Here is a 19,406-nt window from a genome sequence, read left to right on the forward strand (position 1 = left end):
AGGGCGCGGGTTTTTCATTTGCGCGGGCACGACGGTGCTTTTCCGCTCTGATCCGAAGCGCCGAATCCGGGGCTGCCCCGCTTGGCGGCTCCAAACCTGCCGCAAAACGAAACGCCAAGACCGCGCTGAAAAGCGCGGCGAAAACTTCTAACGATGTCAGGAAGTTAAATGGCGGACCCGGAGCGATTCGAACGCCCGACCCCCAGATTCGTAGTCTGGTGCTCTATCCAGCTGAGCTACGGGTCCGCTGTGGAGGTGGGATTTAGCCCCCGACTCGGGGCTTTGCAAGGACTAAATCGACGTTTCCCGAAACTTATTTCCTGCCCCTCGTCGCGGGGGCGCGACGGCCCCTTTCTGCGTTGAGAAAAATGCACTCAGGATGCCGCCCTGCTTGCTCGGGTTGTCACGACAGCGCCGGCGAGGACTTGCGAAACAGCAGAAAGCGCGCCCGGCCAGGAGCACGCCAGACGGCACCAAGACCGCCGGCCCCCAATCTCGGGCGTGTCACGGCGCCGGTTCTGGTGAGGGCCGGATTCGCTGCATCAAACCCGGCCAGTATCGGGGCGCATCGATGATCAGCGGCTTCGCCCGATCCTTCAGAGAAATTCGCGCGCCCCGGTCATGCATTTCGCTAGGACGTCCGACGTCCTACGCGCGGGCCCTCGCCTCAGGCAGCGCGTTCAGGCAGATCGAACTCACGCGGAAGGTGCAGCTTGAACTCGGTCCCGTCGGCATCGGTGCGCACCAGCTCCAGCCGGCCGCCGTGGCCACGCACCAGCTCGGCCGAGATCGCAAGACCAAGGCCCGTGCCACCCTTGCGCGTGCCGCCCGAGAAGGGCTGGAACAGGTGTTCGCGCGCGCGCTCGGGCAGGCCGGGACCGGTGTCCTGCACGCGGATCCACCAGCCCTCGGGTTCCTCACCCGCGCCGATCTCGATGGTGCCGGGCTTGCCGGTGGCCTCGATCGCCTGACGGGCATTGCGCACAAGGTTCGAGATCACGCGATATAGCTGCTCGTGGTCGGCGCGGATCACGAGGTTCGGCGCAATATCGGTGACGAAGTCGATCTGCGCGGCATCCGCCGGGGGCTGTTCACCCTCGACCACCTCGCCCACCAGCCCCGAGAGCATGAAGCGCGACAGCGTTGGCGGCGGCTCTTCGGCGCGGCCGAAGGCCAGCGTTGTCTCGCACAGGTTCACCGCGCGGCCGATCGAGTTCATCAGCTTGGGCGCGGCACGCTGCACCCCCGGGTCGTCCGAATCCTCCATCCGGTCGGCGAAGAGCTGCGCCGTGGTCAGGATGTTGCGCAGATCGTGGCTGATCTTGGCGACCGCTTGCCCGAGCTGTGCCAAACGCTCCTTTTGCTTGAGCGCCGAGGTCAGCTGCCGCTGCATCGAGGCCAGCGCATCCTCGGCCACGCGCAGCTCGACGATCCGCGCCTCGGGGGCGATGATGCGGCGCGCGTCCTCGGGGGCCTCGGCATATGCCGCCATATGCGCCACGACGCGCTTGATCGGCTCCACCATCAACTGGCGCACCAGCGCAAACAACAAGATGGCCGTGACGACCGAGAGCGCCGCCGAGAGCGTCAGCAACCGCAGCCCATATTCGATCATCGCGATTCGCATCGGGCCGGTTTCCATCGTTACCTCGATGACCAGCCCGCCCTTCTGCACCGGATCGCCGATGACCCGGATCACATGGTTCGACGGATCGGCCAAAACCGCGAGCGCATCGCGCACCAGCTTCCAATAGGGCGTCTCGCGCAGGTCATAGCTCGCCGCCACCTGCTGCGGGATCGGCGAGGACAGCACCAGCTGGCGGATCGCATCGCGCCGCAGCACGACGTTGAACACGCCCGCATTGGCCAGAAGCTCCTCCTCCAGATCGGGCTCGATCATCTGATCGGTGGTCAGCAGCGCCAGCGAGGCGATCTGCGCGCGCTCAAGCCGGGTCTGAAGATAGTCCTCGCGAAAATTCGCAATGCCCGGCAAAAGGATCAGCACCTCGGCCAGCAAAACGAACATCGTCGTCAGAATCAGAAAGCGCCCCGAGAGGGTGTTGATCGCCATGTCCCGTCACATCGCGGGGGAATTCCCGCCAGTTCGCCGCATAGGCGGCATTTCCACGTAATACCAAATGCTTCGCGCAATAAATAGGGAGCCTGCCACTTGCGCGGAAGGCCGCCAAGACATCTTATCTTCGGACAGGGCCGTAAACTCCACCGCGGGGGCGAAAAATCCGCGTCTGATCCGTTGACTTGCTGCCGAACCCCCACTATAGCCCGGGCTTCGAATATGAGCGGCTGCCGAATCCGAAATTCGCGTAGCCCTACCGTAGACAGAACCCGGAGTAACCGCGATGAAACGCACTTATCAGCCGTCGAAGCTCGTCCGCGCCCGCCGCCACGGCTTCCGCGCCCGCATGGCGACCAAAGGGGGCCGCAAGGTTCTCAACGCGCGCCGCGCCAAGGGCCGTCACGTTCTGTCGGCGTAAGGCCGGGAACGGCACGTAAGCCATGACGCCGCCGGAGGCTCCCGTGACTGGCCCCAAGGGCCGGTGTACGGGAAGCGCGCCGGCGGTTTCCGTTTGTCTGCCTGCCAGTGCGACACGGATCGAGATTCTGCGCCAGCGCGCAGATTTTCTGCGCGCGGCTTCGGCCCTGCGCCAGGGCACACCGGGCTTCCTGCTGCAGGCGCGCAAGCGCCGCGAGGATGAAGGCCCTGCCGATCTGATCCGCATCGGCTTCACCTGCTCCAAGAAACTCGGCAATGCCGTTGCCCGCAACCGCGCCAAGCGCCGCCTGCGCGAGGTCGCGCGGCTTGTGCTGCCCGAGGCTGGTCAGGCAGGTTGGGACTACGTCTTGGTCGGCCGCCCCGAGGCCACCGCGACCCGCGACTTCGCCGCCCTGCTGGCCGATATGAAACGCGCGCTGAACGACATCCATTCCGGCCGCGCGCAACAGGCGCGCCCCCGCGGCGAGCCGGCCAAGGGCAAGCGAAGGGGCAAGGGATGAGCCCGCTCGCCCATATCCTCGCGCTGCCCGTGCGCGCCTACCGGCTGCTGCTCAGCCCCTGGGTCGGCCACGGTTGCCGCTACCAGCCGACCTGTTCGGTCTATGCGCTTGAGGCGCTGCAACGACACGGTGCGTTCAAGGGCGGGTACCTAGCGGCCAAGCGCATCCTAAGCTGCCACCCGCTTGGCGGCCACGGCTATGACCCGGTGCCCGGCGCCGACCCCGAATTCGACGCCCACCGCGCGAAGGATAAGCACGATGCTTGACGATGATGACGCCCCGATCCACCCGCTTTTCGCAGGCGCGCCCTCGACGACCGAGTTCAAGAAGCTGCGCAAGCGCATCGTGCGCGAGACCCGCGATGCGATCGAAAAGTTCGGCATGATCGAGCGCGGCACGCGCTGGCTTGTCTGCCTTTCGGGCGGCAAGGACAGCTACACGCTGCTCGCCATCCTGCATGAGCTGAAATGGCGCGGCCTGCTGCCCGTCGATCTGCTGGCCTGCAACCTCGATCAGGGGCAGCCGGGCTTCCCCTCGACCGTGCTGCCCAAGTTCCTTGAGGACATGGGCGTGCCGCACCGGATCGAGTATCAGGACACCTACTCCGTCGTCGTGGACAAGATCCCTCAGGGGCGGACCTATTGCTCGCTCTGCTCGCGGCTGCGGCGCGGCAACCTCTATCGCATCGCGCGGGAAGAGGGTTGTTCCGCCGTGGTTCTGGGCCATCACCGCGATGACATCCTTGAGACCTTCTTCATGAACCTGTTCCATGGCGGGCGTTTGGCGACGATGCCACCCAAGCTGGTGAACGAGGAAGGCGATCTGTTCGTCTATCGCCCGCTGGCCTTCGTGTCCGAGGCCGATTGCGAGAAATTCGCGCGCTCGATGCACTACCCGATCATCCCCTGCGATCTGTGCGGTAGCCAGGACGGTTTGCAGCGCCAGCAGGTCAAGCAGATCCTCGACGGATGGGAGACCCGCAGCCCCGGCCGCCGTCAGGTGATGTTCCGCGCCCTGATGAACGTGCGTCCCTCGCATCTGTGCGATCCGGGCGTGTTCGACTTTGCCGGACTGATGCGCTCGGTCGCGGAAAGCGACGATTTTACCCAAAACATCCCGAATTTGCGCAACGCCGATTAACGCTTCGCTGACCAGATTACCCCTAGCCTTTGCGGTGCGACGGGTGGGGACCCTCGCGCTGCCAGATGGGGGTTATCATGGGACGTTCAGCGTTACGGGGTATATTCGACAGGGTTAAGCCAATCGTTTTGCGCAGCGAGCTGGCGATCTTCTTGCCCGCGATCGCCCTTGCCGGGCTCTGGTTCGGGGGGGAGGCGCTGGCAGTGGTCGCCTCGATTGCCATCGCCGTGGCCTGGTCCACCCGCCCGCTTGGGGCGCCCACCCCGCGCGAGCAGCCCCGCGACGGGGTGACCGGCCTGCCGCTGCGCGCCGAGGCGGTTGAGATCATGGGCATGTTGCTTGACGACGCCGCCGCGACCGCCCGCAGCACCACTTGTTTCGTCCTCGGTCTCGACGATCCCGTTGCCCTTGCCCGCGAGATGCCCGAAACCGAGTTCGACCTGATCTTGCGCCGCACGGGCGAGCGGCTGCGCGGCGTCCTGCGCGACAGCGACCGGCTGGCCCGGCTTGAGGGCGCGCGCTTTGCCATCATGCTCAACCCCACGGCCTATCCCGATCTGGAGGCCATGATCCAGCTGGCGCAACGCGTTCAGGCGGCCTGCGAGCTGCCGCTGCCGATCTCGGGGCATACGGTCGCCGCCACCTGCCATGTCGGCTTTTGCCAGATGGGCCGCAGCCCGGCGCGCTCGGGTGAGGCGCTGCTGAGCGCGGCCGAGAACGCCGCGATGCAGGCCAGCCGCAGCGGGCCAAGCGCCATCCGCGCCTATTCGAACGATCAGCACCGCGCGGTCGGGGCGCAGGTTTCGCCCAACCGGATCGCGCGCGAGGCCATCGAGAACGGGCAGGTCACCACGCTGTTCCAGCCGCAGCTCGACACCGATTCCGGCGCGCTGTCCGGCGTCCAAGCCGTCGCGCGCTGGATCCGGAATCCGGTCGAGGGGGCACCCGAGGTTGAGGACGTGATGGGCACCATCGACTCGCCCCATCTGCGCGAGCGGCTTGCGGAAATCATGCTCTATCAAAGCCTTACCGCCCTGCGCGAGTGGGAGCGGCGCGGGATCGCGACAGGCCCCGTCTCGCTGCCTTTCTGCGCCGGGCTGTTGGGAAACCCCAAGCTGCCCGAACGCCTGAAATGGGAGTTCGACCGCTTCGATGTTGCGCCCGCGCAGATCCGGCTGGTGTTGATGCAAGATGTCATGGCGCATCTGAACGACGAGGTGATCTGGCTCAACCTTGGCGCCGTGGCCACCTTGGGCTGCGGTATCGAGCTTGCGGGCTTTGGCAACGGGCCGCTCTCGGTCAGCGCGATTCGGCGCACCGCAGCGCGCAGGTTGCGCATCCACCGCAGCCTTGTCAGCAAGCTCGACAGCCATGACGAACAGCGTCAGTCCGTCGCCGCGCTGATCGCGATGGCCGAGAAGCTGGGGCTTGAGACACTGGCGGACGGGGTCGGATCAACTGCGGAACATACGCTGCTGGCGCAACTTGGCTGTCGGCATGTGCAGGGCAAGGCCATCGCTCGGCCGATGGCGATGGGCGATCTGTGCGAGTGGGAGCATCGACACCGCGCTAAACTCGCCGCGACGCCAAGGCTGTTGCAGGGGGGCGGTGTCTGAGCAACGCCACGCGGGCAAAGGCGGGAAAGCGCGCAAGCCCGACCGACGCACGGTATCCTGAGACCTAAAACGCCATTCTGGCCGCGCCAGGGGCTGTTTTACAGGAAAATCGCTTGACCTTTCCCTGCCCCTTCTGTTGAACCACCCCGAACCTGGAACGGCTGGTGGACTGCCCGACATGGATAATCAGAACAAGAACCTCATCCTTGCGACCGCGCTTTCGGCCGCTGTGCTGATCGGCTGGACATATCTGTTCCCGCCAGAGCAGCCCGCGCCCGCCGATCCAACGGCCGTGGCCGAGCAGACGGCTTCGCCCGCGACCCCGGCCATCCCGACCGCCGTCGAACAGGCCGCGCCGGGCGCGGTGATCGACGCCGCAGCCGCAGCGCAGGCCGCCCTCGCGCAGACCCCGCGCATCGAGATCGAAACCTCGGCGCTGACCGGCTCGATCTCGCTTCTTGGCGGCCGGATCGACGATCTGTCGCTCAAGAATTACAAGGAAACGCTCGACGCGGACTCGCCGCTGGTGCGGCTGCTCTCGCCCGTGGGCGACACCGCGCTGAACGCGCATCCTTATTACGCGGTCTATGGCTGGGCCCCGGCTGGCGGCCTCGACCCGGCGCTGGTCCCTGGCCCGCGCACCGTCTGGAGTGCTCCGGAGGGCGCAGCCCTGACCCCCGCCACCCCGGTCGAAATCACCTGGGACAACGGCGCGGGCCTTGTGTTCCACCGCAAGATCGAGATCGACGAGAACTACCTGTTCACCATCACGCAGCGCGTCGAGAACAACACCGGCGCTACTGTCCGCCTTGCCCCTTACGGCATCATCGCCCGCCACGGCATCCCCGAAGGCAACCGCGTCTACGTGCTGCACGAAGGCGCGGTGCGTATGACCGACGGCAAGCTCGAAGAGATCAAGTACAAGGACATCACCAAGCTCGACCCGGTCGAGGGTGAAGGCCAGGCCGAGGTTCTGCCCGCGCTCGAAAGCGGCTGGATCGGCTTTACCGACAAGTACTGGATGACCACGCTGGCGCCGATGAGCGGCAACTTCAACTCGGTCGTGAAATACACCGCAGGGGCGGACCTGTACCAGGCCGAGGCCCGCCTGCCGGTCGTCGAGGTTGCCCCCGGCACTTCGGCAGATGTCGCCACCCACCTCTTCGCGGGCGCGAAAGAATGGGAAGCCATCCGCGATTACCAGGAAGAGGGCGGCATCCAGGGCTTCATCGACTCTATCGACTGGGGCTGGTTCTACTTCCTGACCAAGCCGATGTTCCGCCTGCTGCACTGGCTGAACAGCGCAATCGGCAACATGGGCTGGGCGATCATCGCTCTGACCGTCATCATCAAGGCGCTGGTCTTCCCGCTGGCCCGCAAGTCCTACATCTCAATGGCGAAGATGAAGGAACTGCAGCCCGAGATGGAGGCCCTCAAGGCCGCTGCGGGCGACGACCGGATGAAGATGCAGCAGGGCATGATGGAGCTCTACAAGAAGAACAAGGTCAACCCGGCTGCGGGCTGTCTGCCGATCCTGCTGCAGATCCCGATCTTCTTCTCGCTCTACAAGGTGATCTACGTCACGATCGAGCTTTACCACGCGCCCTGGCTGGGCTGGATCAAGGACCTCTCGGCGCCCGATCCGTCCTCGATCCTGAACCTGTTCGGCCTGCTGCCTTTCGCAACGCCCGAGCCCGGCTCGATGCTGTTCATGCTCAGCCTCGGCGTGCTGCCGATCCTGCTTGGCATCTCGATGTGGCTCCAGCAAAAGCTGAACCCGGCGCCCACCGACCCGAGCCAGGCAATGATCTTCGCCTGGATGCCCTGGGTCTTCATGTTCATGCTGGGCAGCTTCGCCTCGGGCCTCGTGCTCTACTGGATCGCGAACAACACGATCACGTTCATTCAGCAGTACACGATCATGTCGATGCACGGAAAACGCCCCGACCTCTTCGGCAATATCCGCTCGGGCTTTGCCAAGAAACCCGCGGCAGACAAGCCGAAGAAATGACAGCAAGACTGGCACATATCTTCCGACATCCAATCAAGTCGGTCGGATATGAGGAAATCCGCAGCGCGCCCCTGACAAAGGGGCGCGTTCTGCCTTTCGACAGGGTCTGGGCTATCGCCCATGAGGGCGCGAAGTTCGACGCCCCCCTGTCAGAATGGGCGTCGAAAACGAACTTCGTGCGCGGTGTCGCGGCGCCGGGGTTGATGGCGGTTCAGGCCAAGACCCAAGACGACGGCACGATTGAGTTGGCCCACCCAGATCTGTGGCACCTGCGGATCGCACCGGACCGGGCCGAAGATCAGGTCAAACTGATCGAGTGGCTGCGCCCGCTCTGGCCTGAAAACCGTCCAGCCCCGCGCTCGGTCGAAAGCGTGGCGGGCGCCGCCTTATCGGACATGCCCGATCCCTATGTGTCGATCCTGTCGCTCGGGTCACTCGCGGCGCTGTCGCAACGGGCGGGCACGCCGATGTCGCCCCATCGCTTCCGCGGCAACCTCTGGGTTGATGGCTGGAACGCCGGGGCCGAGCGTGACCTGATCGGCCGTCGCCTCAAGATCGGCGCAACCGAGCTTGAAATCGCCATGCCGATCACCCGCTGCCGCGCGACCTGCGCCAACCCCGAGACCGGCAGCGCAGATATCGATACGCTCGCACTGCTGGACGCGCAGTGGGGCGACCATGAATTCGGGCTCTATGCCACAGTGATCACGGGCGGCGAGATCGCGCGTGGCGACAGCGTCGAGGTACTCTGATGAAGATGCAATTCCAACTGGCAGAGACGCCCGAGCCGATGGCCGCCGAACGTGGGCGCCTTCTGTTCGCGGCCCCCGTCGAGTTTCTCAAGGGCGTCGTCGCGATGTCCGGCCTGCCCCCGGCGGACCGGGTCGAGGTGTGCTTTGCCGGGCGTTCGAACGTCGGCAAATCAAGCCTGATCAACGCGCTGACCAATCGCAAGAACCTCGCCCGCGCCTCGAACACCCCGGGCCGCACGCAAGAGATCAACTTCTTCACGACCCAGGGCGGCCCCTATCTGGTCGACCTTCCGGGCTATGGCTTTGCCGAGGCCCCGGTGAACGTCGTGAAGAAGTGGCAGGAACTGCTCAAATCCTATCTCTCGGGCCGCGTGAACCTGCGCCGCGCCTTCGTGCTGATCGATTCGCGCCACGGCGTGAAGAAGGTCGATGACGAGATCCTGACGCTGCTCGACCGCTCGGCCGTCACCTTCCAGGTGGTGATGACGAAGGTGGACAAGATCAGCAAGGCCGAGCGCGAGAAGGTTATCGAACAGGTCAAGGGCGCACTGGCCGCACACCCGGCAGCCCATCCCGAGATCGTCGTCACTTCCTCGGAGAAGGGCGAAGGCGTCGACGTGCTGCGGGCAATCATCGCCAATCTCGAATAATCCGCGCAGGAAAACCCGCCTCGCCACACAATGCCTCGTGAGCGCCCCTCCGGCGCCTACGAGATCTTGCGCGATGCATGAATGTCGCAGTGAATCGCATTGAAACAATACGGTTTTCAGCCTCACAAAGCCGTGCTACGCTGCTCGAAAGCCCCAAATCAAAACAATCGGGGCACGAGGCAGTAAAAGGGCTGAGACCGTGACCACGCTTGCGCGATGGGTCCGTTATGGGCTGTTGTCATTCATACTTTTTCTGGTGCCGGCCGCCGTGCTGGCAGCGCCCTATGCTGCTTTCGTGATGGATGCCCGTTCGGGTGAAGTGCTTTACGCCAAGAACGCCGACACGCGTCTGCATCCTGCCTCGCTGACCAAGATGATGACGCTCTACATCGCCTTCCAGGCAGTCGAGCATGGCGAGATCAGTCTTGATTCGATGGTCACGATTTCGCGCAACGCCGCCAGCCAGCCGCCCTCGCGGCTTGGCCTGAAGGCCGGGCAACGCATCGCGCTGCGCTACCTGATCCGCGCGGCCGCGATCAAATCGGCAAACGATGCGGCCTCGGCCATCGGGGACGCGCTTGGCGGCGACGAGGCGGGCTTTGCCGCGCGTATGAACCGCACGGCCAAGGCGCTTGGCATGAGCAACACGACCTTCAAGAACGCCAACGGTCTGACCCGTTCCGGGCACCTCTCGACCGCGCGGGACATGAGCACGCTTGGTCGGCGGCTGTTCTACGATTATCCGCAGTATTACAACATCTTCTCGCGCCGGACGGCGGATGCCGGGATGGCCAAGGTTGCCAACACCAACCGCCGCTTTCTGGACGCCTATGATGGCGCGGACGGGATCAAGACGGGCTACACCGTCGCCGCCGGGTTTAACCTGACCGCGTCGGCGCAGCGCGGTGGCAAACGCATCATCGCGACCGTCTTCGGTGGCACCTCGACCGCGCAGCGCAACGCCAAGATGGCCGAACTGCTCGATATCGGCTTCGGTCGTGCGCCGAACCGCGTGCAAGAAGTGCGCCCCGAGCCGCTGCAATATTTGGCTCAGGCGCCCGCCGCGCAGGCCGCTGCGGCTCCGCAGCGTGTGGCCTCGGCCGCACCTGCCCAAAGCCCGCGCCCTATCGCCCGCCCGGGCGAGTCGACGCTTGATGGCAACGCGATTCTGGCCGCCCTAACCGAGGCTGTGCAACCCGCGCCGGTCGAAGCGCCCGCCGTTGTCGCTGCCGTTGAGCCCACGCCCGCGCCAGAGCCTGCAGTTACCGCCGCGCCTGAACCCGTGGCCGAAGTTCTGGTCCTTGCCGCCGCGGCAGGCACGCCGCGCCCGGTTGCAGCCCCGCGTGAGGCTTTCGCGCAGGAAACCGAGCCGCAGCCTGAAACTCTGGCTCTGGTGGCCTCGGCCGAGCCGGAGTTCGACGAAAGCCTCGCCGAAGGCGATGCTCCGCCCGATGAGCCCCTGTTTGCGCAAAGCACCGCGCCCCAGCCCGAGACTCTGGCGATGGCGGCTGCCCCCGCTGCACGCTCGAACACCGTGATTCTTGCGGCCCTTACCCCGCCTGCCCCGGCCCCGCGCGCCGAGCAAAAGGTGGTGTCGCGCGCCTCGTCCTCGGGCGGGCGCAACTGGGGGATCAGCCTGGGCAAGTTCTCGTCGCAATATGCGGCCGAGCGGCTGCTGCTGAAAACCGCGCTGATGGAAAGCGACACGCTTGGCACGGCGCTGCGCAAGGTCGCAACCCGCAAGACCGGCTATGAGGCGAACTTCGTCGGCATGACGAAGGGCGATGCGGAACTGGCCTGTGCGCGCCTGACGGCCCGCTCGTCGGAATGCACGGTGATCGGGCCATAAGGCCCGCGATCAGCTTTTGGGGTGGTCGTCGAATTCGTCCGACAAGATGCGCTCGCTGTCGCCCTTGGGGTCTTCGTACTGGCGCGCCTTGACCGACCAGAAGAAGGCCAGCAGCCCCAAGCCGCCGAGGATCAGAGAGATCGGGATCAGGAATGCGATAACACCCATCGCGTCCTCACTTCAGCCGTAGCGAATTCAGCGAGACCGTAATCGAGGACGTGGACATTGCCAAGGCCGCGGCAAGCGGCGTGGCAAGGCCGATCAGCGCGATGGGAACTGCAACGATGTTGTACACGATCGAGATTGCGAAGTTTTCCTTGATCCGCCGCCGCGCCTGAACGGCCACGCGGAGCGCATCGGCGACGGGCGCAAGATCCTGCCCCAGAAGCACGATATCCGAAGCCGTCCGCGCCGCATCCAGCGCAGAAGCGGGCGAGATCGAGGCATGGGCGGCTGCCAGCGCGGCCGTATCGTTCAGCCCGTCCCCGACCATAAGCACGCGCGCGCCCTTGGCCGTCAGATCGTTAACAAGCGCCACCTTTTCCTGCGGCAGGGCTCCGGCATGCCAGTTCTCAATGCCTAGGCGCTCGGCTAGGGCGCTGACCGCGCCCTCGACATCGCCGGATACAAGGAAGACCCGTTTGCCCTGCGCACTCAACGCACGGACGGCCTCGGCAGCACCGGGGCGCAGCTGATCGGCGAACCGGATCGTCACCGGATGGGCCGTGCCGATCCGCAAATGCGTCGCCGTCGCGGCGCCCGCTTCGGCACCAAGCCAATCGGCCCGGCCAAGACGCACAACCTGCCCGTTCCAGCGCCCCTCGACGCCGTAACCCGGCACCTCGCGGATGTCTTCAAGCCGCGGGACCGCAAGCGCCTGTGCCTGCGCCGCATCATGGATCGCGCGGGCCAGCGGATGCGACGATCCGCTTGCAAGTGCCGCAGCCACGCCGAACTCCTCAGCGCTCAGCGCATCGAGGTTCTCGGGGCGCGGGGTGCCCATGGTCAGCGTGCCGGTCTTATCAAAAACAACGGTATCGACCTCGGCCAGACGCTCCAGCGCCGTGCCGTCCTTAATCAGGAGGCCCTTGCGGAACAGCTTGCCCGAAGCTGCCGTGACCACGGCCGGCACCGCAAGGCCAAGCGCACAGGGGCAAGTGATGATGAGAACGGCGGCGGAAATGTTGATCGCAAAGCGCAGATCGCCCCCCGTCAGCCACATCCAGACCCCGAAAGCGGTGAAGCTGAGAATATGCACCAACGGCGAATAGGCCCGCGCCGCGCGCTCGGCCAGAGAGGTGTAGCGGGTCTTGGCGCTTTCGGCCATCGCCACCAGATCGGCCATCCGGTGCAGCGCGCTGTCCTTGCCCGCCGCGATCACGCGCAGGGTCAGCGGGCCTGTTAGGTTGACCTCGCCTGCGTTCAGTTTGCTGCCCGGGCCGGCATAGACCGGCAGGCTTTCCCCGGTCAGAAGCGAGCGGTCGGTCTCCGACGTGCCCTCGGTCACCTCGCCATCGGCGGGGATGCGGGCTCCGGGGCGCACGCGGATCAGATCTCCGGGCGCAAGTTCGTTCACCGGCACCACGACCTCGGCGCCATCGCGCAGCAGGGTCGCGCGCGGCACCTCCAGCGCGGCCAGTTCCTCGGCTGCCGAGCGGGCTACCGCGCGGGTGCGATAGTCAAGGTAGCGACCCACGAGCAGGAAGAAGGTCAGCATCACCGCTGCGTCAAAATAGGCGTGATGGCCGTGGTTCATCGTCTCGAAGACCGAGATTGAGGAGGCCAGGATGATCGCCAGCGAGATCGGCACATCCATCCCAAGCCGGCCAGCCTTCAGCGAGGTCCAGGCCGAGGCGAAGAAGGGCTGCCCGGCAAAAGCCACCGTCGGCAGCGCAATCGCGGCCGAGATCCAGTGGAACAGGTCGCGCGTCGCGGCCTCGGCCCCCGACCAGACCGAGATCGACAGCAGCATGATGTTCATCATGGCAAAGCCCGACACGCCGATCCGCATCAGCAGATCGCGCCCGCGCCGGTCGGTCTCGGTCGCAGAGAGCAGGCCGGGATCAAGCTCATGCGCCTCGTAGCCGATTCCGTCGAGCGTCTTGATCAGCTCATCCGCGCCGACCGTACCCTCGGCATCGACGGAAACGCGCTTGAGCGTGAGGTTGACGCGGGCCGAGCGCACGCCCGGGTGGCGGTGCAGGGCGCGCTCGACATCGCTGATGCAGACCGCGCAATGCGCCGTGGGCAGCGACAAGATCAGGCGTGCGCCCTTGATGTCGCCGGATCTCGCGAGATCTTCGGCCGAAGGCGCCGCAAGGCAGGCCGGGCAGGCCGAGGCCGAAACATGCTCGTCGGTGAACTCCGAGGGCGCTTCGGTCAGTCGTCCAGCGGCGGGCGCGACGCTCATGGATCAGCCTCTTACGAAAAGGTCGATGCGCTGACGGAATGGCGTGCCATCAGACGCAACTGCATCAAGATGCAAAAGCCAGGCGCCGGGTTCGAGCGTGAGCGGGGCGACGAAGATGCCGCCCGCATAGGTGAAGGCCGGCTCGATGTCGGCGCGCACATGGGTGGTGCGCCCGACAAGCGCCTTGAGTTCGGAGACGCGGGCCGGAAGGCCGGCCCGGTCGCGGATTACCAGCGAAAGCGTGCCGTTCTCATAGGTGGGCTCGACGCTCCAGCCGAGCTCCTCCTGCGCCGCGCGCTCCTTGTCGAAGGATTGCGAGGCGACGTAGGAGTTCGACACCTCGAGCCCCGGGAAGGTCGCGATCGCCTTCCACGCCATCACGAGGTTGACCGCGATGATGACGCCGAAGGCCGCGACGGCAATCGCCAGAACTTTCTTTCCGGTGATCTCTTTCGCCATGAGAAACTGCTCCCGAGTGATCCGTTAGTCGCGCTTGCCGGTACCGTTGAAGACGGTATCCACCGCCGCACGCGCCGGTGCGCCGACCTCTTCCACCCATACACGCAATTCGGTGCGGTCCGCCAGAGCGGGGGCCGATCCGGCCGGCGCCTCGATATAGACACGTTGGGTCAGCGTCTCGTCGGCGGGGGCCGAGATCTCGTTACCTTCGGCGCCTTCGAGCAGCAGGTTCAGATCGGTGCGCGGCGCGCCGTTCTCACCCGTGACGGTGATGCGGAAGGTCGTCTCATCCCCGGCCTTGTTGCGCAGGCGCATCGTGTAGATGTTGCGCACCGAGCCGTCACCTTGGATCACGTAGAGCGGGTCGCGGTTCGGGGTCAGGTTGAAATCGATCGGAGAGCGCATGAACAGTGCCACGACCAGCGCAACGCCGATACCGGCCCAGAGGGTGAAGTAGAGCAGCGTGCGCGGACGGAAGATGTGCTTCCAGACGTTCTTGGGATGGCCGCCGGCGCGCTCCATCGACTCGTCCTTGAGTGCCATATAGCCGATCAGGCCACGCGGTTTGCCGATCTTGTCCATCATCTCGTTGCAGGCGTCGATGCACAGGCCGCAGGTGATGCACTCCAGCTGCTGGCCATTGCGGATATCGATCCCCATCGGGCAGACCGCAAAGCAGGCGTTACAGTCGATGCAGTCGCCCTGCCCTTCGGGCGTGACGCCCTTGTGCAGCTTGCCGCGCGGCTCTCCGCGCCATTCGCGGTAGGCAATGACGAGCGTGTCCTCATCCATCATCGCGGCCTGAATACGCGGCCAGGGGCAGGCGTAGATACAGATCTGCTCGCGCGCGAAGCCGCCAAAGGCAAAGGTCGTCGCGGTCATCACGGCGATGGTGGTATAGGCGACCGGATGGGCCGCGCCGATAACGAGGTTCTTCAGCAGCTCGGGCGCATCGGTGAAGTAGAACACCCAGGCGCCGCCCGTCGCGATCGAGATCAGCAGCCACAGAATCCATTTCGTGATCCGCTTGCGGACTTTCTCGGCATTCCATTTCTGACGCAGCAGACGGATGCGGGCGTTACGGTCGCCCTCGACCCAGCGTTCGACCAGAATGAAAAGGTCGGTCCAGACGGTCTGCGGGCAGGCATAACCGCACCAGACGCGACCGGCGGCCGAGGTGAAGAGAAACAGCCCCAGGCCCGCCATGATCAGGAGGCCCGCGACGAAGTAGAACTCGTGCGGCCAGATTTCGACCATGAAGAAGAAGAAGCGCCGGTTCGCAAGGTCAACCAGCACCGCCTGATCGGGTAGCGCCGGGCCACGATCCCAACGAATCCAGGGGGTGATGTAGTAGATGCCCAGCATCACCGCCATCAGCACCCATTTCAGGGAGCGGAAACTACCGTTGACACGCTTGGGGAAGACGGGTTCGCGTGCGGCGTAAAGGGGGGGCGGATCGGCTTGATCGGTCGAGCTCACGACTCTCTCCGTTTGCTGAGGCAATCTATGTTCGGGTCCCTTCTGCTATGCAGCAGAAAAAAAGACTTTGACATGCGTCAAAAAGGCAAGTCTGCGATACAGCAATTAGCCATGTGCAGGTAATCAGGCCGAATAAGGCTTTGACAGATTACACCATGCCGCTAAATGTGTATCCCAAATACGAAATTGGGCGGGACCTAAGCCCCGCCCGATAAGGACACCGGCGCCCCCAGGAAACGCGCGAACAGGACGGGGCGCCGGTGCTACCCAAGGGGCCGAAGCCCCCCGGATTGTTATTCGCCACCGCCGAGGCCGTGGACATAGGCCGCAACAGCGCGAATCTCGGCCTCCGACAGACGCTGCTCACCGCCTTCAGGCGCAAAGCTCCACGACGGCATGACGCCGAAGCGGGCATTGGCGACCGTGTAGGTCAGCGCGTCGACATCACCACCGTAGAGCCAGATGGCGTCGGTCAGGTTCGGCGCACCTTGTGCGCGGTCACCGGTGCCGTCTTCCATGTGGCACGAAGCACAGTTGTCGGCGAAGACAACAGCACCTTCAGCCTCCAGGGCAGCATCATACTCCTGCCCCGAGATCTTGCGGACGTGCTGTACGACCTGCGCGATCTGGGCGTCGTCGAGCAACTCATCGCGACCGAAGGCGGGCATCTGCGAATAGCGCGCATCGTCGTCTTCGTCGTTACGAATGCCGTGGGCAACCGTGAGGTAGATGTCCTCGATCGAGCCGCCCCAGAGCCAGTCCGAATCCAGCAGGTTCGGATAGCCCAGACGGTCGTTCCCGCCCGCGCCCGCACCGTGGCACTGTGCGCACCAGGTTCTGTAGACGGCCGCACCCGCGTTCTGGGTGAAGGAAGCCAGTTCCGGGTCGTTCGCGATCTGGGTCAGGTCGGTCGCAACCAGCTTTTCCTCGATCGGCTTGTTGGCCGCCGCGTAGCGGTCGATCTCGGCCTGAACGTTCGCGCGGGTCGACGAGCCAAGAAGGCCCGGCGTCGCGCCGTTCAGAAGCGGCCAAGCCGGCATGGCGATGGAGTAGCCGATGCCCCAGATGATGGTGGCATAGAAGCTCCACAGCCACCAGCGCGGCAGGGGGTTGTTATACTCTTCAATACCGTCCCACGAGTGACCCGTGGTGTCCGGCTGATGGTGTTTGGTGGGTTTTTTGCTCATTTCGTCCACGCCTCCTTACAACGTGGCGCCGTCGTCATGACAGCGGCCGCCTTGGCAGCCACCGCCCTGACAGGCGGGTTTGTCATCGTGCCGGAAGGGGATGTTCGCAGTATCCTCGTGCGTTTTGCGCGAACCGGGACGAAACGCCCAGAACACGATCCCGATGAACATCGCAAACAGCGCAAGCATGGCCCAGCTATCGGCGAATTCCCTGAGAATATGATAGTCCATCCCCTACCTCCTTAGCGACTTGCCACGGGTTCGAAGGTCGAGAAGTCGACCATCGTGCCGAGTACCTGAAGATAGGCAACCAGAGCATCCATTTCGGAGATGCCCGGCTGACCGTCGAAGTTGCGCACGTTGACCGCCGGGGAGCCGAAGGCCTCCGAATAGCGCGCATTCAGCCCATCGAAATCGCCGTCAGGATCGACCTGAGCGGCAAAGTCCGCCTTGGCGTTCTCGATCATTTCGGAGCTGTAGGGCACGCCCACGAGCGCATCGGTGGCCAGACGGTCACCGATATGGTCTGCGTCCACCATCGTGTTCAGCAGGAACCCGTATTTCGGCATCACCGATTCCGGCACGACCGCTTGCGGGTTCACCAGGTGATCCACGTGCCACGCATCCGAGTAGCGGTTGCCGACGCGGGCGAGGTCAGGCCCCGTCCGCTTCGAACCCCACTGGAACGGGTGGTCGTACATCGACTCGGCTGCGAGCGAATAGTGACCATAGCGCTCCACCTCGTCGCGCATCGGGCGGATCATCTGCGAGTGGCAGACATAGCAGCCCTCGCGGATGTAGATATCGCGCCCGGTCAACTCCAGCGGCGTGTAGGGACGCACACCTTCTACCTTCTCGATCGTGTTCTCGAGGTAGAAGAGGGGTGCGATCTCCACGATGCCGCCGACGGTGACGACGAGGAAGGAGAAGACCAGCAGAAGCGTGGCGTTCTTTTCAATGACGCCGTGTTTATCTAGAAGTGCCATCTGCCGCTCTCCTTATTCAGCCGGAACAGCAGCCACCGAGGCAGCCGCGACACGCGGTTGCTTGGCGACGGTTGCCCAGAGGTTGTAGGCCATGATCATCGAGCCGACGAGGTAGAGCACACCGCCGAGGGCGCGCACGACATACATCGGGTGCTTGGCGGCCACGGTGTCGGCAAAGGCGTTCACGAGGAAGCCCTGGCTGTCCACTTCGCGCCACATCAGGCCTTCCATGATACCGGTCACCCACATTGCGGAAGCGTAGAGGACGATACCGATGGTAGCGAGCCAGAAGTGCCAGCTGACCAGCGTGTTCGAGTAGAGACGCTCACGTGCCCACAGACGCGGCACCAGGAAGTAGAGCGCGCCGAAGGTGATCATGCCGTTCCAGCCCAGAGCGCCGGAGTGGACGTGACCGATGGTCCAGTCGGTGTAGTGCGACAGCGAGTTCACGGCCTTGATCGACATCATCGGACCTTCGAAGGTCGACATGCCGTAGAAGCCGATCGACACCACCATCATACGGATGACCGGGTCGGTACGCAGCTTGTCCCATGCGCCCGAGAGCGTCATCAGACCGTTGATCATGCCACCCCAGGACGGCATCCACAGGATGACCGACATCACCATGCCGAGGGTCGAGGCCCAGTCCGGCAGAGCGGTGTAGTGCAGGTGGTGCGGGCCAGCCCAGATGTACAGGAAGATCAGCGCCCAGAAGTGCACGATCGACAGCTTGTACGAGTAGACCGGACGTTCAGCCTGCTTCGGCACGAAGTAGTACATCATGCCCAGGAAGCCCGAGGTCAGGAAGAAGCCCACTGCGTTGTGGCCATACCACCACTGAGTCATCGCATCCTGCACGCCGGCGAACACCTGCACCGACTTCGAACCGAAGATCGAGACCGGGATGGCGAGGTTGTTGACGATATGCAGCATCGCGATGGTCACGATGAACGACAGGTAGAACCAGTTCGCCACATAGATGTGGGGTTCCTTGCGCTTGATGATCGTGCCGAGGAAGGCGACCAGGTAGAACACCCAGACGATCGTCAGCCACAGGTCGACGTACCATTCCGGCTCGGCATATTCCTTCGACTGGGTGGCGCCCAGGATATAGCCGGTCGCGGCAAGCACGATCACCAGCTGATAGCCCCAGAACACGAACCAGCCAAGGCCGCCGCCGAAGAGGCGCGCTGCCGAGGTGCGCTGAACGACATAGAACGACGAGGCGATCAAAGCGTTACCGCCAAAGGCGAAAATAACTGCCGAAGTATGCAGCGGGCGCAGCTTGCCGAAGTTCAGGTAACCCTGGGCCCACTCAAAGTTGAGCACCGGGTAGGCAAGTTGAAACGCGATGATAACCGCGACCAGGAAGCCCACGACCCCCCAGAACGTGGTGGCAATGACACCCGCGCGAACGACATCGTCAAAGTATTCGTTTTGCGGGGCCGGAGCCGACCCCATGGTGCGAAGCACCCAGATAAACGCGATCGCCGCGGCCAGCATGACCTCAATCGCGTTCACCATATAGGCAAGATCGCGCGCGTAGTTGGCCGCGATGGCGGCAAGTACCGCCACGAGGCCAAGCGCGATCAGCTTGAAATAATCCCACATGTTGTGCGTCCCTTCGTCTTGTCTGTTTCCCTGCCCCGGCCCGAGTCGGTCTTCGGACAGAGAATTCATGACTGTAGCCCTTGTGGTCTCAGGGTATGCCCGATGCATTGATCTGCATCAAATCCCTCGGAGCGGGGTGTGTTGTTTCGCCGCAGGTGCGAGAAACCGCGCCGCAACTGCATTGAACGCCCCCGTCCCGGCCCCAATATGCCCTAGCCGCGATCAGATCGCTCGCAAAAGT

General features: G+C 64.4%; 18 protein-coding genes and 1 tRNA gene. 9 read left to right on the forward strand and 10 right to left on the reverse strand.

Going from position 1 to position 19,406, the window contains the following annotated elements; genetic code table 11:
* Window positions 1–169 precede the first annotated feature (169 nt).
* Together N3C64_RS05745 and N3C64_RS05750 are read right to left on the reverse strand one after the other, a co-directional pair.
* Window positions 170–246 (reverse strand) — tRNA-Arg (locus tag N3C64_RS05745).
* A 421-nt stretch (window positions 247–667) separates the two neighbouring features.
* The gene (locus N3C64_RS05750; RefSeq protein ID WP_260012729.1) at window positions 668–2,071 is read right to left on the reverse strand and encodes a sensor histidine kinase; all 1,404 of its coding nucleotides are present in this window, start codon (window positions 2,069–2,071) and stop codon (window positions 668–670) included.
* A gap of 289 nt (window positions 2,072–2,360) precedes the next feature.
* On the opposite strand from N3C64_RS05750, the gene rpmH reads away from it, so the two are divergent.
* From rpmH to N3C64_RS05795, 9 genes are all read left to right on the forward strand, one after another.
* Window positions 2,361–2,495: a 50S ribosomal protein L34 gene (gene rpmH / locus N3C64_RS05755; RefSeq protein ID WP_218628833.1), complete on the forward strand. Its 135-nt coding sequence runs from the start codon at window positions 2,361–2,363 to the stop codon at window positions 2,493–2,495.
* A 22-nt stretch (window positions 2,496–2,517) separates the two neighbouring features.
* Complete coding sequence (gene rnpA, locus N3C64_RS05760) at window positions 2,518–3,015, forward strand: ribonuclease P protein component (RefSeq protein WP_260012731.1); 498 nt, start codon at window positions 2,518–2,520, stop codon at window positions 3,013–3,015.
* Entirely contained in the window at window positions 3,012–3,281 is a 270-nt protein-coding gene (yidD, locus tag N3C64_RS05765; protein ID WP_260012733.1) for a membrane protein insertion efficiency factor YidD, read from the forward strand. The genes rnpA and yidD overlap by 4 nt, the downstream gene beginning before the upstream one ends.
* Window positions 3,274–4,155: a tRNA 2-thiocytidine(32) synthetase TtcA gene (gene ttcA, locus N3C64_RS05770; RefSeq protein ID WP_260012734.1), complete on the forward strand. Its 882-nt coding sequence runs from the start codon at window positions 3,274–3,276 to the stop codon at window positions 4,153–4,155. Before yidD ends, ttcA begins: the two co-directional genes overlap by 8 nt.
* Window positions 4,156–4,307: 152 nt before the next feature.
* Complete coding sequence (locus N3C64_RS05775; RefSeq protein WP_260012736.1) at window positions 4,308–5,771, forward strand: EAL domain-containing protein; 1,464 nt, start codon at window positions 4,308–4,310, stop codon at window positions 5,769–5,771.
* A gap of 178 nt (window positions 5,772–5,949) precedes the next feature.
* Window positions 5,950–7,782 carry a membrane protein insertase YidC gene (gene yidC, locus N3C64_RS05780; RefSeq protein WP_260012737.1) on the forward strand — a complete coding sequence of 611 codons (1,833 nt, stop codon included), beginning with the start codon at window positions 5,950–5,952 and terminating at the stop codon, window positions 7,780–7,782.
* Window positions 7,779–8,534, forward strand: coding sequence for an MOSC domain-containing protein (locus N3C64_RS05785; RefSeq protein WP_260012739.1), 756 nt, complete (start codon window positions 7,779–7,781; stop codon window positions 8,532–8,534). Before yidC ends, N3C64_RS05785 begins: the two co-directional genes overlap by 4 nt.
* On the forward strand, window positions 8,534–9,184 hold the full coding sequence (gene yihA / locus N3C64_RS05790) for a ribosome biogenesis GTP-binding protein YihA/YsxC (RefSeq protein ID WP_260012749.1): 651 nt from the start codon (window positions 8,534–8,536) through the stop codon (window positions 9,182–9,184). The genes N3C64_RS05785 and yihA overlap by 1 nt, the downstream gene beginning before the upstream one ends.
* Window positions 9,185–9,482: 298 nt before the next feature.
* The gene (locus N3C64_RS05795) at window positions 9,483–11,033 is read left to right on the forward strand and encodes a D-alanyl-D-alanine carboxypeptidase family protein (protein WP_260013102.1); all 1,551 of its coding nucleotides are present in this window, start codon (window positions 9,483–9,485) and stop codon (window positions 11,031–11,033) included.
* Between the two features lie 9 nt (window positions 11,034–11,042).
* On the opposite strand, the gene ccoS is transcribed toward N3C64_RS05795, so the two are convergent.
* The 8 genes from ccoS to ccoN form a co-directional block, all read right to left on the reverse strand.
* Window positions 11,043–11,201, reverse strand: coding sequence for a cbb3-type cytochrome oxidase assembly protein CcoS (gene ccoS, locus N3C64_RS05800; RefSeq protein ID WP_218628841.1), 159 nt, complete (start codon window positions 11,199–11,201; stop codon window positions 11,043–11,045).
* Between the two features lie 7 nt (window positions 11,202–11,208).
* Complete coding sequence (locus N3C64_RS05805) at window positions 11,209–13,443, reverse strand: heavy metal translocating P-type ATPase (RefSeq protein ID WP_260012750.1); 2,235 nt, start codon at window positions 13,441–13,443, stop codon at window positions 11,209–11,211.
* Window positions 13,444–13,446: 3 nt separating this feature from the next.
* A complete protein-coding gene (locus N3C64_RS05810) occupies window positions 13,447–13,902 on the reverse strand; it encodes a FixH family protein (RefSeq protein WP_218628843.1) in 456 nt (151 codons plus the stop codon).
* Window positions 13,903–13,926: 24 nt separating this feature from the next.
* Window positions 13,927–15,381 carry a cytochrome c oxidase accessory protein CcoG gene (gene ccoG / locus N3C64_RS05815; RefSeq protein ID WP_218628844.1) on the reverse strand — a complete coding sequence of 485 codons (1,455 nt, stop codon included), beginning with the start codon at window positions 15,379–15,381 and terminating at the stop codon, window positions 13,927–13,929.
* Window positions 15,382–15,674: 293 nt separating this feature from the next.
* Window positions 15,675–16,568 (reverse strand): cytochrome-c oxidase, cbb3-type subunit III, encoded by an 894-nt coding sequence (ccoP, locus tag N3C64_RS05820; protein ID WP_260012752.1) that lies wholly within the window; start codon window positions 16,566–16,568, stop codon window positions 15,675–15,677.
* A gap of 15 nt (window positions 16,569–16,583) precedes the next feature.
* Window positions 16,584–16,799, reverse strand: coding sequence for a cbb3-type cytochrome oxidase subunit 3 (locus N3C64_RS05825; protein WP_218628846.1), 216 nt, complete (start codon window positions 16,797–16,799; stop codon window positions 16,584–16,586).
* Window positions 16,800–16,810: 11 nt separating this feature from the next.
* Window positions 16,811–17,554: a cytochrome-c oxidase, cbb3-type subunit II gene (ccoO, locus tag N3C64_RS05830; protein ID WP_218628847.1), complete on the reverse strand. Its 744-nt coding sequence runs from the start codon at window positions 17,552–17,554 to the stop codon at window positions 16,811–16,813.
* 12 nt (window positions 17,555–17,566) lie between these two features.
* A complete protein-coding gene (gene ccoN, locus N3C64_RS05835; protein WP_218628848.1) occupies window positions 17,567–19,165 on the reverse strand; it encodes a cytochrome-c oxidase, cbb3-type subunit I in 1,599 nt (532 codons plus the stop codon).
* Window positions 19,166–19,406: the final 241 nt, after the last annotated feature.

The organism is Sedimentimonas flavescens (genome assembly GCF_025154035.1).
In the GTDB taxonomy this organism is placed as follows: Bacteria; Pseudomonadota; Alphaproteobacteria; order Rhodobacterales; family Rhodobacteraceae; genus Rhodobacter; species Rhodobacter flavescens.

Excerpts from the sequence above, each read along its gene's own strand:
- yidC (WP_260012737.1), top strand. The coding sequence starts at position 5,950 with ATGGATAATCAGAACAAGAACCTCATCCTTGCGACCGCGCTTTCGGCC.
- yihA (WP_260012749.1), top strand. The coding sequence starts at position 8,534 with ATGAAGATGCAATTCCAACTGGCAGAGACGCCCGAGCCGATGGCCGCC.
- N3C64_RS05785 (WP_260012739.1), top strand. The coding sequence starts at position 7,779 with ATGACAGCAAGACTGGCACATATCTTCCGACATCCAATCAAGTCGGTC.
- ccoO (WP_218628847.1), bottom strand. The coding sequence starts at position 17,554 with ATGGCACTTCTAGATAAACACGGCGTCATTGAAAAGAACGCCACGCTT.
- ccoS (WP_218628841.1), bottom strand. The coding sequence starts at position 11,201 with ATGGGTGTTATCGCATTCCTGATCCCGATCTCTCTGATCCTCGGCGGC.
- ccoN (WP_218628848.1), bottom strand. The coding sequence starts at position 19,165 with ATGTGGGATTATTTCAAGCTGATCGCGCTTGGCCTCGTGGCGGTACTT.
- rpmH (WP_218628833.1), top strand. The coding sequence starts at position 2,361 with ATGAAACGCACTTATCAGCCGTCGAAGCTCGTCCGCGCCCGCCGCCAC.
- N3C64_RS05795 (WP_260013102.1), top strand. The coding sequence starts at position 9,483 with ATGGATGCCCGTTCGGGTGAAGTGCTTTACGCCAAGAACGCCGACACG.
- ccoP (WP_260012752.1), bottom strand. The coding sequence starts at position 16,568 with ATGAGCAAAAAACCCACCAAACACCATCAGCCGGACACCACGGGTCAC.
- ttcA (WP_260012734.1), top strand. The coding sequence starts at position 3,274 with ATGCTTGACGATGATGACGCCCCGATCCACCCGCTTTTCGCAGGCGCG.
- N3C64_RS05805 (WP_260012750.1), bottom strand. The coding sequence starts at position 13,443 with ATGAGCGTCGCGCCCGCCGCTGGACGACTGACCGAAGCGCCCTCGGAG.
- yidD (WP_260012733.1), top strand. The coding sequence starts at position 3,012 with ATGAGCCCGCTCGCCCATATCCTCGCGCTGCCCGTGCGCGCCTACCGG.
- N3C64_RS05825 (WP_218628846.1), bottom strand. The coding sequence starts at position 16,799 with ATGGACTATCATATTCTCAGGGAATTCGCCGATAGCTGGGCCATGCTT.
- N3C64_RS05750 (WP_260012729.1), bottom strand. The coding sequence starts at position 2,071 with ATGGCGATCAACACCCTCTCGGGGCGCTTTCTGATTCTGACGACGATG.
- rnpA (WP_260012731.1), top strand. The coding sequence starts at position 2,518 with ATGACGCCGCCGGAGGCTCCCGTGACTGGCCCCAAGGGCCGGTGTACG.
- N3C64_RS05810 (WP_218628843.1), bottom strand. The coding sequence starts at position 13,902 with ATGGCGAAAGAGATCACCGGAAAGAAAGTTCTGGCGATTGCCGTCGCG.